This is a genomic window from Streptomyces sp. NPDC005648, from assembly GCF_040605395.1.
Classification (GTDB): Bacteria; Actinomycetota; Actinomycetes; order Streptomycetales; family Streptomycetaceae; genus Streptomyces.
On the sequence record NZ_JBEXCS010000001.1, the window covers coordinates 195,317 to 211,880 of the forward strand.

Consider the following 16,564-nt stretch of genomic DNA (forward strand, 5'->3'; position numbering starts at 1 on the left):
ACGGTGTCGTCGTTTCCCGTCGCGAGGAGTGCGTCGCGTGTCCTCTCTGTTTCCCGCCCTGTCGGACGAGTCGAACCGGCGCGTCGCCCTGCGCTTCGGTGCACGGTCGTTGACGTATGAGCAGCTCGCGGTGGCCGCCGGTGCGCTCGGGGAGCGCGTCCGGGCGGCCGGCCGGGTCGCCGTCTGGGCCACTCCGGCGCTGGAGACCGCGGTCGCCGTGGTCGCGGCGCTGGAGGCGGGTGTGGCCGCGGTGCCGTTGAACCCGAAGTCGGGCGACAAGGAACTCGGGCACATCCTGTCCGACAGCGCCCCCACGGTGGTGCTGGCGGCGCCCGAAGATGAACTCCCCCTGGCTCTACGGGGCTTGGAGCGCGTCGATGTGGAGGTGAGCGGCGCCACGGACCTCGCACCCGGCCCCGGCGAGGACTCCGGCGTCACCGACGAGGACCCCGCGCTCGTCGTCTACACCTCCGGCACCACCGGCCCGCCCAAGGGTGCCGTCATCCCCCGTCGGGCCATCGCCTCCACCCTCGACGCGCTCGCCGACGCCTGGCAGTGGACCGGCGACGACGTGCTGGTGCACGGGCTGCCGCTGTTCCATGTGCACGGCTTGGTGCTGGGCATCCTGGGCCCGCTCCGGCGCGGCGGCTCGGTCCGGCACCTCGGCAGGTTCAGCACCGAGGGCGTGGCGCGCGAGCTGAGCGGCGGCGCGACCATGCTGTTCGGTGTGCCGACGATGTACCACCGCATCGCCCAGTCCCTGCCCGGGGAGCCGGAGTTGGCGAAGGCGCTGGGCCGGGCGCGGCTGCTGGTCTCCGGTTCCGCCGCCCTTCCCGTCCACGACCACCGGCGGATCACGGCCGCGACCGGACAACGCGTGATCGAGCGGTACGGCATGACGGAGACCCTGATGAACACCAGCGTGCGGGCCGACGGCGAGCCACGGCCCGGAACGGTGGGCGTGCCACTGCCCGGCGTCGAACTCCGGCTCGTGGAGGAGGACGGGTCGCCGATCACCTCGTACGACTCCGAGACCGTCGGTGAGATCCAGGTGCGCGGCCCGAACCTCTTCACCGGCTACCTCAACCGCCCCGACGCGACCGAGGCGGCCTTCACGGCCGACGGCTGGTTCCGCACCGGTGACATGGCGGTGCGGGAGGCGGACGGGTATGTGCGGATCGTCGGCCGCAAGGCCACCGACCTGATCAAGAGCGGGGGTTACAAGATCGGGGCGGGTGAGATCGAGAACGCGCTGCTGGAGCATCCGGGGGTGCGCGAAGCGGCGGTCACGGGTGAGCCGGACGCGGACCTGGGCGAGCGGATCGTGGCGTGGGTGGTCCCGGCCGATCCCCAGTCCCCGCCGTCCGCCGAGGAGTTGGCGGACCATGTGGCGGACCGCCTCGCCCCGCACAAGCGGCCCCGTGTCGTCCACCACCTGGACGCGCTCCCCCGCAACGACATGGGGAAGATCATGAAGCGGGCCCTGCACCGTGACTGAACGCCTCTCCGCGCGCGCGTTCCTGAGGCTGGTCACGGACACCGGCTCCTTCACGGAACTCCCGTACGCCACAGGGCAGTCCGCGCTTCCCCACCCCTCCCAGGACTCCGCGCCCGACGGCCCCCTCGCCTGGCCGGGCTACGGCGCCTCACGCGTCCGCGCCGCCGAACGCACCGGCGAGCAGGAGTCCGTGATCTGCGGCACCGCGACCGTGCGGGGCACGCGAGCCGTCCTGCTCGCCTTCGAGTTCGGCTTCCTGGGCGGCTCCCTCGGCCGACGCACCGGCGACCGTCTGGAGTCGGCGTACGCCTATGCCCGTGAACACCGGCTCCCGGTCGTCCCGTTGGTGGCCACGGGCGGCAGCCGTATGCAGGAGGGCATGCTAGCGCTCACCCAACTCCAGCGCGTGGCACGCCAGTCGACGCTCACGAGGGAGGCGGGCCTCCCCCAGATCGCGGTGCTGCGGGACCCGACGACGGGCGGCGGCTGGGCCACCCTGGGCGCGGGCGCCGACGTGATCCTCGCGCTGCCCGGCGCCCAGGTGGGCTTCGCGGGATCCCGCGTACGGCCACCGGACGCCGACCCCACGGCATACACGGCGGAGGCGCAGCTGGCGGCGGGGGCGGTGGACGCGGTGGTGCCGGAGGCGGAACTGCGGGAAACCCTGGGCGCATGGCTGCACTTGCTGACCAACGCCTCGCCGCCACACGGGCAGGCGACCCCTCCCCCGATTCCCGACACTCCTCACGCCACCACCCCTCCCCCGATCCCCACCACCCCTCACCCCGCCCCCGTCCCGCCCGCCCTCGGCTCCGCCCGTCTCCCCGACACCGGCTGGTCCGCCGTCCGTCAGGCCCGCTCCCCCGACCGCCCCCGCGCCCACGCCTACCTGGACGCCTACTTCACCCGCCGCCTCCCCCTCAGCGGCGACCGCTGCGGCGGTACCGACCCCGGCATGCTGTGCGGGTTCGGGGAGCATCAGGGTCGTACCGTCGCGTACGCCGCCCAGGCCGGCACCGCCACCCGCCCGGCCGGCTATCGCACCGCGACCCGGCTGGTGCGGCTCGCCGGCCGGCTCGGCATCCCCGTACTGACCTTGGTGGACACCCCGGGCGCCGCCAATGACGCGGAGGCCGAGCGGCAGGGCTCGGGAGCCGCCATCGCGGAGCTGTTCGGGGCGGTGGCCGGTGCCCGTACGCCCGTCACCACGCTGGTGATCGGCGAGGGCGGCTCCGGCGGCGCGCTCGCGCTGGCCGCGCCCGGCCGCACCTGGGCGACACCGGACAGCTACTTCTCGGTGATCGCCCCGGAACTCGCGGCGGCCATCCTCAAACGGCCAGCCGCCCAGATCGAGACGACCGCCGGCCAACTGCGCATCCGCCCCCAGGACTTGGTGGAACTGGGAGTGATCCGGGGCGTCGTGGGCCACGGTGGCCGTGGCGGGTTTCCGCCGGTCTCGTGAGACGGGCTCACAGGAAACGACGACACCGCCCGGCACCGTCCGTAACATGGGGCGTTGCCTGAGTCACCGTCACGGGGGAGTTGCCACGGCATGGACGCGCTGGTGGAGTTCAAGACCGAGGACGGCGCCATGATCGTCGTCGAGGGCGTGGACGAGGATTCCGGGGCCCGGACGGTCTCGCGCGGCGACGGACCGACCCAGGCGGCCCGCACCTTCGAGAACGCGCTGGACAGCGTCCGGGCGGCCGCCGAGTCGGCGCTCAGGGTGTTCAGGGACGGCACCCTCAGGCCCGACTCGGTGGAGCTGGAGTTCGGGGTGAAGCTGAGCGCCGAGACCGGGGCGGTCATCGCGAAGGGTGCCGCGGAGGGCCATCTGGTGGTGAAACTCAGCTGGTCGCCCGGGCCGTCCCCGTCGGCCCCGGAGGCCGCCGCCCGGTCATGAACGGCTTCACCTGGCACGCCCGGATCATCTGCGGCAACGAGGTCGGAGCGGGCTTCCTCGTCTCCGAGCGCCATGTGCTCACCTGCGCCCATGTCGTCCGCGCCGGCGACGCCCGCCCGGTGACCGTGTCCTTCCCCGGCGGCCGTGAACTCGGCGAGCTGTCCGCCACCGTGGCCGTCCACGGCGGCTGGGCGGGCGGCGGGGCCGACCCGGGCGATCTCGCCGTACTCGAACTGGACCGTGAAGTACCGCTGACTCCGGCCGAGTTCGCTCCGCCGGGTGCCGAACTCGCGGGTGACGGCGGGCCGCTCCTGGTCGCGTACGGCTTCCCCAAGGGGTACGACGAGGGAATGCTCGCCCGCTATCACGCCGTACCCGGTGCGCTGGTCTCGGGCGAGTGGCGGCAGTTGGAGGCCGCGACCGCTCATGGGCAGGCTTTGGCGCCCGGGTTCAGCGGGGCCGCCGTGCACCTCGCGGACGGCAGGGTGGTCGGCATGGTGACCACCGTCGCGGGCGCCCGGGACGGCCGCGTCGGGCGGATGCTGCCCACCCAGGTCATGGCCCGCTACTGGCCTGAGCTCGGCGCGCTGGTGCCGGCCGCGGAGCATGCCCCGGAGTCGGTGCGACGGCTGTACGCGCTGGTGCGGCGGGCCGTGGCCGAGGGTGTGGACTGCGACCCGAAACGGCTGGTCGTCGATGCCGTCGGCCCCTTCGGACACGAGCCGGAGGAGGACTTCCCCTCGCTGGAGGCGGCCGCCGGCTATGTGCGGTGGGAGGTACCGGGCAGCGAGGCGGTGACCCGGTTCGCCGACCGGCTCCAGGAACTGCTGGACGGACCGCGCTCACGGCCCGCCGCCGCCCCGGTCTGGTCCCCGATCGTCGTGGAGATCGACCGCAGCGGCGCCGGGGCCGACCAGGTCACCGTCGAGGTGTCCGCCTACCGCGACGGACAGCGCCGCCGGGTGGGCTCACGCCGTCTGCCGCGCTCCGCCGTCCGCGCCTACGTGCAGGAGCGCATCGATGACGCGTTCACCCGACTCGCCCCGGACGCCGAGGAGTTGATCACCTTCGTGCTGCCCCGCGAGTGGCTGAACCTGCCGGTGGCGCACTGGGAGTGCGGCGCCGACGACTCCACTCCGCTGGGCTGCGCCTACCCGCTCGTCGTCGTGGACCGCTCCCGGCACCGCAGCGGGCGGCTGCGCCACCAGCTGGCCAAGCGGTGGCAGAAGCTGGACGCCTCGCCCGGGGCACGTCTGCACCGGGTCGACTGCGGCACCCCGGAGCGTCCGCAGAGCCTGCGCAAACGGCTGAAGGACGACGACGCCGACCTGGCCGGCTTCGCCTTCCCCCCGGCGACCGCACGGCCGCACTTCGAGGCCGGCCTCAACACACCGGTGCCGGTGCTGCTGTGGCCGCACACGGGCTGTTCCGGCGCCGGACACGACGGCCCCTGCTCCGGTACGACGTTCCTGGACGCGCTCGCCGAGCGCCTCGCCGGCGTCCCGCCCGCCGAACTCCCACGCCATGTCATGGCGTTGCGCGAGACCGCGGACGCGGACGAGGACCCCGACCGGCACTGGGCGAGCGGGGTCCAGCTCCTGTGGGACGATCCGCGCTGCTTCCCCGAGCCCGCCGCCTCCCGCCACTCGCCCGTCGCCTGAACCGCCTGCCCCATCCCCCACGGAGTTGAAGATCCATGGCCCTGTGGCCCGTCTACACCGGCGGCAACGAGCCGCACGACGGCATCACCCGACTGCCGGCGCCCCCGCCGTGGCGCGCCTTCGACGGCGCGCCGGTGCTCGACTCGCCGGACGAGAGCGACACCGCGACCGCCGCCTCCCCCGACCGGGTCCACCGTGCCGAGACCTACCGGGCCACCCCGCAGATCGTCCAACTCGTCAACGCCGCCCTCTACCTGCGCCGTCCGCTGCTGGTCACCGGCCCGCCCGGCACCGGCAAGTCCTCGCTCGTCTACGCGGTCGCCCGCGAGCTGCGCCTCGGCCCCGTGCTGCGCTGGAACATCACCAGCCGCAGCACCCTCCACGACGGCCTCTACCAGTACGACCCGCTCTCCCGCCTCTACGCCGCCCGCGGCACCGCCGCCGAGCCGGACACCGCGGCCGGCGGGACCGGCATCGAGGACCATCTGCGCCTGGGCCCCCTCGGCACCGCCCTCCTCCCCTACGGCCGCCCCCGCGCCCTGCTCATCGACGAGATCGACAAGAGCGACCTCGACCTGCCCAACGACCTCCTGAACGTGCTGGAGGAGGGCCAGTACGAGATCCCCGAACTGGTCCGCAGCGCCCGCCGCACCCCCACGGCGGAGGTGATGGTCGACGGCACCGACGAACGCGTCCCGGTGGACCGCGGCCGGGTCCGCTGCCGGGCCTTCCCGTTCGTGGTCCTGACCAGCAACGGCGAGCGCGAGTTCCCGCCCGCGTTCCTGCGCCGCTGTGTCACCCTGCGGCTGCGCCAGCCCGACGACGGCCATCTCGCCGCGATCGTGCGCGCCCACTTCGACGGGGAGCCGGACGCCTACGCGCAGACCCTGATCAGCCGGTTCCTGTCCCGGGTCGGCGGCGGCGACCTGGCCACCGACCAGCTCCTCAACGCGATCTACCTGGCCCGCTCCTCCGATCTCGACGCGGAGAGCCTCGACGAGCTGGCTGAGCAGCTGATGCCGTACCTGGGCGACGCCCCGTTGCCGGACGCCTTCTGAGCCCCCGTGCCGTCCGCCGCCCCTGGTTCCCGGGACCCCCTGGCCCGCCTCGCCGACGTCCTCGCCGCGGCGACCTCCGGCACCCGCCCGAGCCCCCTGGAACTGGCCGAACTCCTGTGGCTGGCGCGCCACATGGAGCCGACGGCGTCGGCGCCGCAGCCGGCCGCGCCCACGTCCGGGAAGCCCGGTCCGGCCGAGGACACCCACCCCGCCGAAGTCACCCCGACGCCCCCACCGCCCCCTCCGCGGCCCTCCCCGGAATCCTCGCGCACACCCCTGCACCTGCCGCCCGCCTCCCCGTCCGTGGGCACGAACGGCACCCCTCACACCACCCTGCTCGCCCCCGCACCCCCGATGCTGCGCCACCCACTGGGCCTGCAACGCTCGCTCCGCCCGCTCAAACGCCGTGTCGACGCACCCGTCGGCCAGGAACTCGACGAACACGCCACCGCCGACCGCATCGCCCGGCTGGGCGCCGCCCCCGAGTGGTGGCTCCCGGTCATGCGTCCCGCGCGGGAACGGTGGCTGCGCCTGAACCTGGTGTACGACACCGGGCCCACGATGCCCGTCTGGCGCCCCCTGATCCGCGAACTGCACACGGCGCTGGCCCAGTCGGGCGTCTTCCGTACGGTCACCCGCTACAGGGCGGAGCCCGACGGCACGGTGCGCGGACCGGGCGCGCCCACCCCGGCCGACGGCCGTACCGTCACCCTCCTGGTCAGCGACTGCATGGGGCCGCAGTGGCGGCAGGGCCCGGCGGGCGACCAGTGGTACATCACCTTGCACCGCTGGGCGCGCCGGATGCCGCTGGCGGTCGTACAGCCGCTCCCCGAACACCTGTGGCGGACCACGGCCCTGCCGACGACCCCGGGCCGGCTGTCGGCACCGCATCCGGCCTCGCCGACGACGGAGCTCGCCTTCACCCCGTACGAGCCGCGGGAAGAGGCCCCAACGGCCGTGCCCCTGCCCGTCATGGAGCCGGACCCCCGCTGGCTGGCCAACTGGGCGGCCCTGATCGCGGCTCCGGGAGGCACCGAACTACCCTCCGCCGTCGCCCTGTTGGACCGTATGCCCGACTTCCGCGACGACCATGAGGACATCGGGCTGCTGTCCGCCGAGGAGCTGGTGCTCCGGTTCCGGGCGACGGCCTCACCGGAGGCGTTCCGGCTGGCCGGACATCTCGCGGTGGGGCGGCCGGACCTGCCGGTGATGCGGCTGGTGCACGCGGCGCTGGAACCGGACCCACGGCCCCAGCACCTCGCCGAGGTGATCCTCAGCGGCATGCTCACCACCGTCCCCGGCCCGCCCGGCTCCTACGCCTTCCGCGACGGCGTACGCGACCTCCTGCTGCTCGGCCTGCCCCGCACGGCCCGCGGCCGCACCACCGAACTCCTGGAGCAGGTGGGCGGGTTGATCGACCGCAGGGCGGGCCGCGCACCCGGCGAGTTCCGCGCGTCGGCACCGGCGCCGTCGGGCACGATGACGGGGCCGGCCGAGGAGGCGTTCGCGACGGTGCGCCCGGAGAGCGTACGGATACTGTCGGATACGCCGGGGACGGCGCCGGACACGTTCGAGGGGCTGTTCGCGGGGCGGTACCGGTTGGTGCGGGAGATCGGTCCGGCGGGCACGCACTGGCTCGCCCGGGACACCGGACGGGGCGACACGGCGGTCGTGGTGCGGATGTATCCCCGCACGACCGAGCGGCGGTCCGGATTCCTGGACATCTGCCGTCGGCTCTCCCGGATCCGCCATCCCGCGATCGCCCCGATCCAGGACTACGGCATCGAGGGCGAGGTCCCCTACCTGGTACGGGCGTTCATCGACGGTTGGCTCCTGTCCCGGCGTGTGAAGGCGGCACCGCACGGCCTCCCGGCCGCTGAACTCGGCACGCTCGTCCCCCCGCTCGTCGAAGCGGTGGAGGCCCTGGAGGCGCTGGGCGCCATGCCCGCCGCCCTGGACGCGTCGCACATCGTCATCACCGCGGGCGGACCGGTGCTGACCAGCCTGGACGCCCTCCCGATCGACGCCGGAAGCCGGGGGGACACCCTGCGCTCACTGGGACACATCGTCCGCTCCATGCATCTGGGCGCACGCGAGCACTCTCCGTTCTTCGCGGACCCGCTCGACACCGCGCTGGAGGAAGCCGTCGCCGACCTCCTCTCCGACGACCCCGAACGGCAGGAACGCGGCGCCGGACGTCTCCGTCTGCTGCCTCCGCACCGGGACGGCCCTCTCGCCTCCGTCCCCGAACTCCCCCACCCCACGGTCGTGTTCGAGGCCGACGACCTCAGCGGGCGTCCCGAGGCGCGGATCGCTCTGGAATACGCGGTGGACCAGATCCTGGAGCGGGCCGGGCTCGCGCAGCGTGAGGTGCGGGTGCGTGAGCACGGGTATCTGGTGCGGGCGCAGCCCGGTGCCTACGTCCTGCCGGTCCTGGTCGCGACCATGCGCGGGCTGCCCGAGGCGCTGGGCGAGCTCGCCGACCCCCCGCGACTGCGGGTGACGTTCTGGCACACGCCCGACGCCATGACCGCCGCCCCCGGACTCGCCGTACCGCCGGAGGTGCGCGCCCTTCAGGAACGTACGACCGCGGACATCCTGGTCGTCGTCTCCCCTTCCTGGTACGAGGAGTTCGCGGCCAGTTCCGCCGCCTACGACCCGCCCCGCTTCACACCGCTGCACGGCGGCGCACCGGACGCCCCACCGGTGGCCTGGTACCGGGCGGTGTCGACGGCCGGGTCCGAGACGGAGGAACGCGACCTGGTGAAGGGGCCGTTCCTCACCCACGACCTGGGTTCGCTGGGCATCCCCGCCCCCGGCCGCGCGGCGATCGTGCACACCCGGGCGGACGGCCCCCTGACCCTTCTCAACCCGGCCCAGCCGCACGGCACCCGGCCGCCCCGGCGCACCACCTACTACGAGGTCGACCTCACCACCCACCAGGCCTTCCACAGCGTCTCCCTGCCGAGTTCGGGCAAGGGTGCCTTCGCCGCCGCCGTCGAGCTGTCCTGGCATGTCGTCGACCCGGTGGCGTTCGTCCGCGGTGAGACGACCCGGGTCGCCGAGCGGCTGCTGGACCATGTGCTGGAGGCGGCGCCGCGGATCACCCGCCGGCATCCCCTGCGCCGGGCGGGCGCGGCCCAGCGCGCGGTCAACTCCGGGCTGGGCCGGTGGCCGGTGCCGGGACTGGCGATCTCGTACTCCGTGCAGCTCAGCACGGAGGGCACCCCGCTGCCCGTACTCCGGCGGCCGGCCCCGCTGCCCCCGGCCGCCCTGCTGGCCGACGCCGAGACCGTGCTGTTCGGTTTCGACGGACCGCTCACCCGGCTGTTCTCGGCGACGACCGCGCGGGAGGCCGCGCTGGATCTGCTCGCCGTGGTCGCCGAACACCGTGACCGCGAGGGCGAGTCGGTGAACGGCCCGCCGCCGGGGGCCCCGGGACGGGAAGGGTTCGGGCATCCGCTGGACGTACTGCGCGCCTTCGCCCACGACCGGCTCGCGCGGGTGCTGTGCGACCGCCTCGACGAGCTGGAGCTGCGGGCCGTCCCGGACGCGCCGCTCACCCACAACTCCGTGGCGCTCGTACGCGCCCTGCACCACACCGGCCGCCGTACGGCCGTCGTCACGGACGTCTGCGAACAGGCGGCACGGCGCTATCTGGAGCCGTACCGGCTGCCGCTCGCCGGTGTCCACGGCCGCGCCGCCGAACCCGGGCTGCTGACGCCCGACCCGGACTGTCTGCTGCGCGCCCTGCGCTCCCCCGCCGGGCCGGTCCCCACCGGCCTGCTGATCGGTGCCACGGTCGCCGAGCTCACCGCCGCCCAGCAGCTGGGCCTGCCCTTCATCGGGCTGGCCCGGAACCCGACGATCGAACACGGTCTGCGGGAGGCGGGCTGCGAGGTCACCGTGCCCTCCCTCGCGCCGCTCCTCGAAGCGGCCCACTCCCTGTAGCCCGGGTCCAAGCCGTCCAGCCCACTCCCCGCAAGGGCCTTTATGCATGCTTTATATGGGACATAAGCCGCAAAACCGCCCATTCAGCCGCACCCCACCCGGCCCCCCAGAAAAGGCGCCCGCTCCCCCGCCCCCGCACGATTCCAGTGAGGCCCGCCGCCCGGCGAAGCCCCCCAGCACCAAGGAACAGAGCACGAGGCCCGCCCCCTACCGGCGGCCCCCACGGTCTGCGCTCTCGGGAGGACCTGCCATGACCGCCAGTCTGGAGCAGTTGCGCCGCTGCCATTTCGCCGTCGACCTGGGGGCCGCCCGGACCCGCGTCTATGTGAAGGGCGCCGGGCTCGTCGTCGACCAGCCCTCCGTCGCCGCGGTGAACACCCGCACCGGCGCGCTGATCGCCGTAGGAGAGTTCGCGGAGAAGATGACGGGCCGTACTCCGCACTACATCCGGGTCATGCGGCCCGTCTCCGGCGGTACGGTCGTCGACATCGAGATGGCGCAGCGCATGCTCAGGCACCTGCTCGGCGACAAGATCCGCCGCACCCTGCGCCGGAAGCCACGGCTGAGGGCGGCCGCCTGCACCCCGCACGACGCCGACCCGCTGGCCCAGCGCGCCGCCATCGAGACGCTCGTCGGCCTCGGCGCCCGCCGCGTCGAACTCGTCGACACCCTCATCGCGGCCGCCGTGGGATGCGGGCTGCCCGTGGAGCGGCCGGAAGCCACCATGATCATGGTGTGCGGTGCCGCGGCCACCCAGGTGGCCGTGCTCTCCCTCGGCTCCATCGTGACCGCCGAGCGCATTCCCGTCGGCGGCGAGGCCGTCGATCACGCGATCGTCCAACACCTGCGGCACGAGCACGAGTTGATGCTCCCGAGCCAGTCCGTACGACCGCTGCAGCTCGCGCTCTCCGGCAACGGGCTGACCCTCCAGGGCCCGGCGTCCACCGAGATCCACGGCCGGGACGTGGCCACCGGTCTCGCCCGCTCCGTCCAGGTCGACACCGCCGCCGTACGGGACGCCATCGAGACACCGCTGACCGCCGTGCTCGACGGTATCGGCCGGGTGCTGCGCGACTGCCCGCCCGACCTCGTGGCCGACCTCGCGGACCGCGGCATCATGATGGTCGGCGGCTCCGCCCTGCTCCCCGGCCTCGACCAGATGCTGCGCGCGGCCACCGGCATGCCGGTGCACATCGCCGAACGCCCCGACGTGTGCGCCGTACAGGGGCTGGGTTACATGCTGGAGGGGAAGATCGAGCCGCTCGTCCTCGACCCGCTGGCCACATGAGCCACATGGGCCACATGGGCCCGCCCCGAAGTCACCGATGTGAACCGATGCGCCCCCCTGCGCTCCCTCGCGGCATCGCGTTAGGGTGTACTCGCCGATGGTGACGGGGAGAGGACGTTCCGTGACGACCGATACCGCCGAACTCCAGTACGAGGCTGCAGCGGTCCCCCATCTCGCGGTCATCCGCGTCGGCGTGACCGGGCATCGCTCGATCCCCTCGACCGTCCTTCCCCACGTCCACTCCACCCTGCGACGCCGGTTCAGCCGCAGCGACGTCGAATGGGAGGCCTTCAGCAGCCTCGCGGCCGGCGCCGACCAACTCTTCGCCGACATCGCCCTGGAGCACGGCGTCCCGGTGACCGCCGTGATCCCCGGCATGGACTACGAGGCCCATCTCGGCGGGCGTGAGGTGCAGACGTCGTACCGCAGAATCCTCAGGTCCTGTACCTCCCGTGTCGATCTGCCCGTCCAACCGACGCACGAGGAGGCGTACTTCGCGGCCGGCCGCTGGATCGTGGACCACTGCGACGAGCTGATCGCCGTGTGGGACGGCAGGCCGGCCCGGGGCCTTGGCGGCACCGCGGACGTGGTGGCGTACGCGCGACGTGTCGGGGTGCCGGTGACGGTGCTGTGGCGGGCCGGGGCGCGCCGGGACTGAACCGGTATGCGCCATCCGCACTGTTTCGCCGAAGTCACGTGTTACTAACGAAAGTTGATGCTCCGTCAGCCATTACCGACGCCCCGTCAGCCACCGAACCGCACCAGCCATTCCGTGTGGGCCGGCGACATCAGGCGCTCCGCCTCGCCCACCGCTTCGGCCCAGCCCGCCTCGGTCACCGTGGTGGACATGGCGATCCGGGTCGTCTCCAGGTCCTGTTCGATGAGGGAATGGGCGTGCGTGAGGGGCCCGTGCCGGCGGACCTCCTGCCAGGCGACACCCGCCGCCGCGGCCGCGCTCAGCAGCCCCGCCAGATCCGCGCCGCCCAGCATGCCGGCGGTCCGCAGCATGGCCGCGGCCAGCGCGAGCAGGGTCAGCACGGCGGTGAGGGCCGACCAGCGCGCGGCGGAGCGATGCGCTCGCGAGGCCCGGTTCTTGTACCAGAGCGCCTGCTCCAGCAGACGGTCCCGCAGGTAGATGTCCCGGCGCGCGGCGTAGGACTTCGCCCGCACAGCCCGCATCCGGGGTGTGATCTGCCCCAGACCTCGTTCGCCGATTCCGCGGCGGGAGTCCTCCCAGCCGCATTTCCGCAGCTCGCGCAGCCGCTCCTCCAGCCGCTCGGCGAACATCGCGTCCGGGTCCGCCACCCGGGAGTGGAACGGGCCGCCGTGCGCCATGTACTGCCAGGCCAGCGTCTTCACCACTTCCGCCACCGCCCGGTGTGCCTGCCAGTGGGCGCGGGAGCGACGGCGCGCGGTACGGAGGCCGAGGAGGATCGTCAGCCCGTACAGAGCGGCTGCGCACACCGCCATGAGCCGGCCGGAGGCCTGCTCGACCAGCATGGCGGCCGTGGTGGCCAGCAGCAGCACCAGCAGATGGGTGCGCACCCCTTTGAAGCTGTCACTCTGATGGCGTAACGCCCCTTGATCACTCAGTCGGAACAGCGGCGGAAGGTCCCTGTCGCTGAGAACGAAGCTCGGTGCCGGAGTCGTAGCGGCCGTCATGGCGCCCCCGTTGTCACTGCGCGCCCCCGAGATTTTTCGCGCGCCCCCGCATCCAGGGTACGAGTCGGTCAAGAGCGCGAAACAGCCTCGCGCGCAAGAGCTTCTTCCTGGTTTAGGATCCGCATCATCGGGACCAGACTCGCTCGACAGGTTCGCTTTCCCTTGGACAACCAGGGGCACCCAAGACGACGCACCCCGACTCCAACCGTTCCATCCCATCGAACCGGAGCGACGAACGACCATGAATCTCACGAAGCCTGTTAGGCGCCCTTCCCGCCCCGCCGCGTCGGCCACCCGGCGTACGCGCATGACCGACATCGCCGCGCACGCGACGACGGCCACGCACACCGCGGCCCGGGTGACCGACGTCCCCGACCGGCGCTCCGGCCGCCCGATCACCTTCAACTCGGCCTCCTGACCAGCAACGCCGAGGCGAGAACCTCACACTGACGGGGTACGCCCCGGCGCACGCCCGCGCTTCGCGTGCCCCGTCAGTGAGCTGACATGGCGTCAAGGGGCCGTTCCGCTTGTGCCGTATCGGTGGAAGCCTGCGCGCGGATTCTGGCAGACTGCCGTCGGTGACGAGTCAGGAGCCCGCCGATCAACCTCTGAGACAGCTGGTACTCAAGGTTCACAGCCGATGTGACCTGCTGTGTGACCACTGTTACGTGTACCAGCACGCGGACCAGAGCTGGCGGTCCCGTCCGACCTTCATCCGCCCGGACACGGTGCGCTCGGTCGCGCGCAGGCTCGCGGAATACGCCGCCGCCCAGTCCCTGGAGTCCGTCTCCGTGATCCTCCACGGCGGAGAGCCCCTTTTGGTCGGCCCGACCCGGCTGCGGGACATCTGCGCGGAACTGACCCGCGTCCTCACCCCTGTCACTACCCTCGATCTGAGGATGCACACCAACGCGGTCACCCTCAATCGCCGTCATCTGGACGTCTGCGAGGAGTTCGGGGTCCGGGTCAGCGTGTCGCTCGACGGCGACCGGGTGGCCAACGACCGGCACCGGCTCGACCGGCAGGGACGCAGCAGCTACGACCGGGTGGTCCGAGGCATCCGGCTGCTCCAGGAGCCGGAGTACCGTCACCTGTTCAGCGGAGTGCTCTGCACGGTGGACGTGGCGAACGATCCGGTGGCGGTGCATGACGCGCTGTCGGAGCTCGATCCGCCGCGCATCGACTATCTCCTCCCTCATTCCACCTGGGACAGCCCCCCGCCCAACCCGGCCGGGACCGCCACGCCCTACGCCGACTGGCTGCTCGCGATCTTCGACCGCTGGGAGCAGCAGGGCCGGCCGATGCCCGTGCGGACGTTCGACTCGGTGCTCTCCACCCTGCGCGGCGGGCCGAGCCTGACCGAGGCCATGGGGCTCGCGCCCAGCGATCTCGCCGTGATCGAGACGGACGGCACCTTCGAGCAGGCCGACTGGCTGAAGACCGCCTACGCGGGCGCTCCGGAGACGGGCTACGACGTCTTCCGGCACGGTTTCGCGGAGTTCGCCGAGCATCCCGGGGTGCAGGCACGGCAGTTGGGGATCGACGGGATCAGCGACACCTGCCGTCGCTGCCCGGTGGTGCGGTCCTGCGGTGGCGGCCTGTACGGGCACCGGTACAGCTCCGCACGGGGATTCGACAACCCCAGCGTCTTCTGCGCCGATCTGCGGTCGCTGGTCGACGGCATCGCCGACCGGGTGACCGACCCCACCCTGGCACCGGCCGTCCTCGGCACCGCTCAACTGCTCACCGCTCAGCGCGAGTTGGACGCGGTACTGCTGAGCCGGCTGCATGAGCGCCTGACGTCCGAGCCGGACTGGGCGGAGGCCTGGCGGCTGATCGTGGCGATCGACAAGGACCCGGACACCGCGCCCTTCCTGGACGAGGTGCTGACGCACCCGTATGTGCGCACCAGCCTTGTGCACTCGCTTCAACGCCCGGCCGACACAGCGCGGTTCATGTCACTGGCCGTCGCCGCGGCCCTGCGGGCGGGCGTGCCGGCCACCCTGGCGTGGGACCAGCCCGGCAGCCGGCTGCATCTGCCCGCACTGGGGACCTACCGACTTGACGGCCCCGGCCGGATCGAGGTCGACGTGGCACCGGACTCCTTCCGGGTACGGGACGCCGGAAGTCCGGGGTACGGGGCGTGGGTCCGGCTCGGCGAGGTCCCCGCCTCCCCGCGCTGGCGGCCCCTGGCCCCGCTGTGGGCACAGGACGGCCCGCTGATCGACGACGCCGACACCTACCGTGACTGCTATCCCGTCGCGGTCAGCCCGCCGCTGGAGAGCGGTGAGTTCGCCGAGCGGCTGACCCGGGCCTACGAGCTGCTGGAGAAGGACTCCCCGGACCGGCACAGCGATCCGGACGCCTTCCACCCCACCGTCATCACCCCGCTGGAGGCGGGCAGCGGGCTGGTGCTCGGCGAGCACGGGTTCGGGGCGCTGGGGGTGGCCGTGGACATCGAACCCAAGGAGTTCGCACGGGAGTTGCCGCGCGTCGGCCGGCTGGCCCGGCTGACGGCCCTGCGCGCGGTGAGCGATCTGCACCGCCTCGGCGGTCCGGCGGGCGAGCTGCTCGACCGTGCCGACGAAGGGCTCGGCCGTGAGGCCTACGACGAGGCCGCGCGGGCGCTCACCGCGCTCACCCTGCTGCCTGAGGGCGAACTGACCCTGACCGGCGCGGTGTTGGTGGCGCGGATGTGGTCGCAGTGGGCGGCGGGCCATGTCTGAGGGCACGCGCGTCCGGACGACCGATCGGACACAGGACGAGGAACTGAGCCATTTATTGGGCTCGTTGCCCATCAGGAGGGGCGGTGTCCTGATGGTGCACGCCTCGCTGAGCGGCACCGGGACCGCGCCGGAGACGGTCCGGGACGCCCTGCTGGCGGCGCTGGGGCCCCAGGGCACTCTGATCGTGCCCGCTTTCACTCCGGAGAACTCCGACACCTCCCGGGCCCACCAGGATGCCGTCGCGGGCTGGAGCGACCTGGAGGTGGCCGCGTACCGCGCCTCGATGCCGCCGTTCGACCCGGACTCCACGGAGTGCCCGACGATGGGGGCGCTGGCCGAGTGCGTCCGGTCGACCCCCGGCGCCGTGCGCAGCGCGCATCCGCAGACCTCGCTCGCCGGACTCGGGCCGGGGGCACGGAAGTTGCTCGGGCGGCATCCGATGCGCAGCCATCTGGGCCGGCTCTCCCCCATGCGCGGGCTGTACGCCGCCGACGCCCAGATCCTGCTGCTGCGGGTCGGGTTCGAGGTGTGCAGCGCGTTCCACTACGCCGAGTACCTGATGCGGCCGAGGCCGCCCAGGCGCACCTACCGGTGCGTGGTCCAGGACAAGGGGAACTGGGTCTCGTATCGTGATGTCTCCCTCGACGACAGCGACTTCGGCGCGATCGGCTCGCGGCTGCCCGGCGAGTTCCTGACGGTGGGTGACTGGGCGTCAAAAACCGTCGTGCTGTGCGGAATGAGGGACGTGGTGGGGCACGCGAGGGGGCAGATGGCCAAATATCGACAGGCTTTGGCCTGAATACGACGAACCGTACGG

11 protein-coding genes are annotated in these 16,564 nt (G+C 72.9%); 10 read left to right on the forward strand and 1 reads right to left on the reverse strand.

The genetic code is table 11. From position 1 onward, the window contains the following. The first annotated feature begins 37 nt into the window (after nucleotides 1-37). The 8 genes from ABZT17_RS00945 to ABZT17_RS00980 all read left to right on the forward strand — a co-directional run bounded on the left by ABZT17_RS00945 (nucleotide 38) and on the right by ABZT17_RS00980 (nucleotide 12,017). Nucleotides 38-1,498 carry an acyl-CoA synthetase gene (locus ABZT17_RS00945; protein ID WP_356342048.1) on the forward strand — a complete coding sequence of 487 codons (1,461 nt, stop codon included), beginning with the start codon at nucleotides 38-40 and terminating at the stop codon, nucleotides 1,496-1,498. Next, a complete protein-coding gene (locus ABZT17_RS00950; RefSeq protein WP_356342050.1) occupies nucleotides 1,491-2,960 on the forward strand; it encodes a carboxyl transferase domain-containing protein in 1,470 nt (489 codons plus the stop codon). The genes ABZT17_RS00945 and ABZT17_RS00950 overlap by 8 nt, the downstream gene beginning before the upstream one ends. 90 nt (nucleotides 2,961-3,050) lie before the next feature. Next, complete coding sequence (locus ABZT17_RS00955) at nucleotides 3,051-3,401, forward strand: CU044_2847 family protein (protein ID WP_356342053.1); 351 nt, start codon at nucleotides 3,051-3,053, stop codon at nucleotides 3,399-3,401. Continuing rightward, nucleotides 3,398-5,062 (forward strand): trypsin-like peptidase domain-containing protein, encoded by a 1,665-nt coding sequence (locus tag ABZT17_RS00960; protein ID WP_356342055.1) that lies wholly within the window; start codon nucleotides 3,398-3,400, stop codon nucleotides 5,060-5,062. Before ABZT17_RS00955 ends, ABZT17_RS00960 begins: the two co-directional genes overlap by 4 nt. A gap of 35 nt (nucleotides 5,063-5,097) precedes the next feature. Continuing rightward, nucleotides 5,098-6,120, forward strand: coding sequence for a MoxR family ATPase (locus ABZT17_RS00965; protein WP_356342057.1), 1,023 nt, complete (start codon nucleotides 5,098-5,100; stop codon nucleotides 6,118-6,120). A gap of 6 nt (nucleotides 6,121-6,126) precedes the next feature. Next, nucleotides 6,127-10,071, forward strand: coding sequence for an SAV_2336 N-terminal domain-related protein (locus ABZT17_RS00970; RefSeq protein ID WP_356342060.1), 3,945 nt, complete (start codon nucleotides 6,127-6,129; stop codon nucleotides 10,069-10,071). A 250-nt stretch (nucleotides 10,072-10,321) separates the two neighbouring features. Next, complete coding sequence (locus ABZT17_RS00975; RefSeq protein ID WP_356342063.1) at nucleotides 10,322-11,359, forward strand: rod shape-determining protein; 1,038 nt, start codon at nucleotides 10,322-10,324, stop codon at nucleotides 11,357-11,359. A 121-nt stretch (nucleotides 11,360-11,480) separates the two neighbouring features. Continuing rightward, nucleotides 11,481-12,017: a hypothetical protein gene (locus tag ABZT17_RS00980; RefSeq protein WP_356342065.1), complete on the forward strand. Its 537-nt coding sequence runs from the start codon at nucleotides 11,481-11,483 to the stop codon at nucleotides 12,015-12,017. Between the two features lie 86 nt (nucleotides 12,018-12,103). On the opposite strand, the gene ABZT17_RS00985 is transcribed toward ABZT17_RS00980, so the two are convergent. Beyond that, nucleotides 12,104-13,021, reverse strand: coding sequence for a DUF4231 domain-containing protein (locus tag ABZT17_RS00985; RefSeq protein ID WP_356342067.1), 918 nt, complete (start codon nucleotides 13,019-13,021; stop codon nucleotides 12,104-12,106). A 578-nt stretch (nucleotides 13,022-13,599) separates the two neighbouring features. On the opposite strand from ABZT17_RS00985, the gene fxsB reads away from it, so the two are divergent. After that, on the forward strand, nucleotides 13,600-15,747 hold the full coding sequence (gene fxsB / locus ABZT17_RS00990) for a radical SAM/SPASM protein FxsB, inactivated metallohydrolase extension form (protein ID WP_356342070.1): 2,148 nt from the start codon (nucleotides 13,600-13,602) through the stop codon (nucleotides 15,745-15,747). Nucleotides 15,748-15,811: 64 nt separating this feature from the next. Next, nucleotides 15,812-16,546: an AAC(3) family N-acetyltransferase gene (locus tag ABZT17_RS00995; RefSeq protein WP_356342072.1), complete on the forward strand. Its 735-nt coding sequence runs from the start codon at nucleotides 15,812-15,814 to the stop codon at nucleotides 16,544-16,546. The last annotated feature ends 18 nt before the right edge of the window (nucleotides 16,547-16,564 follow it).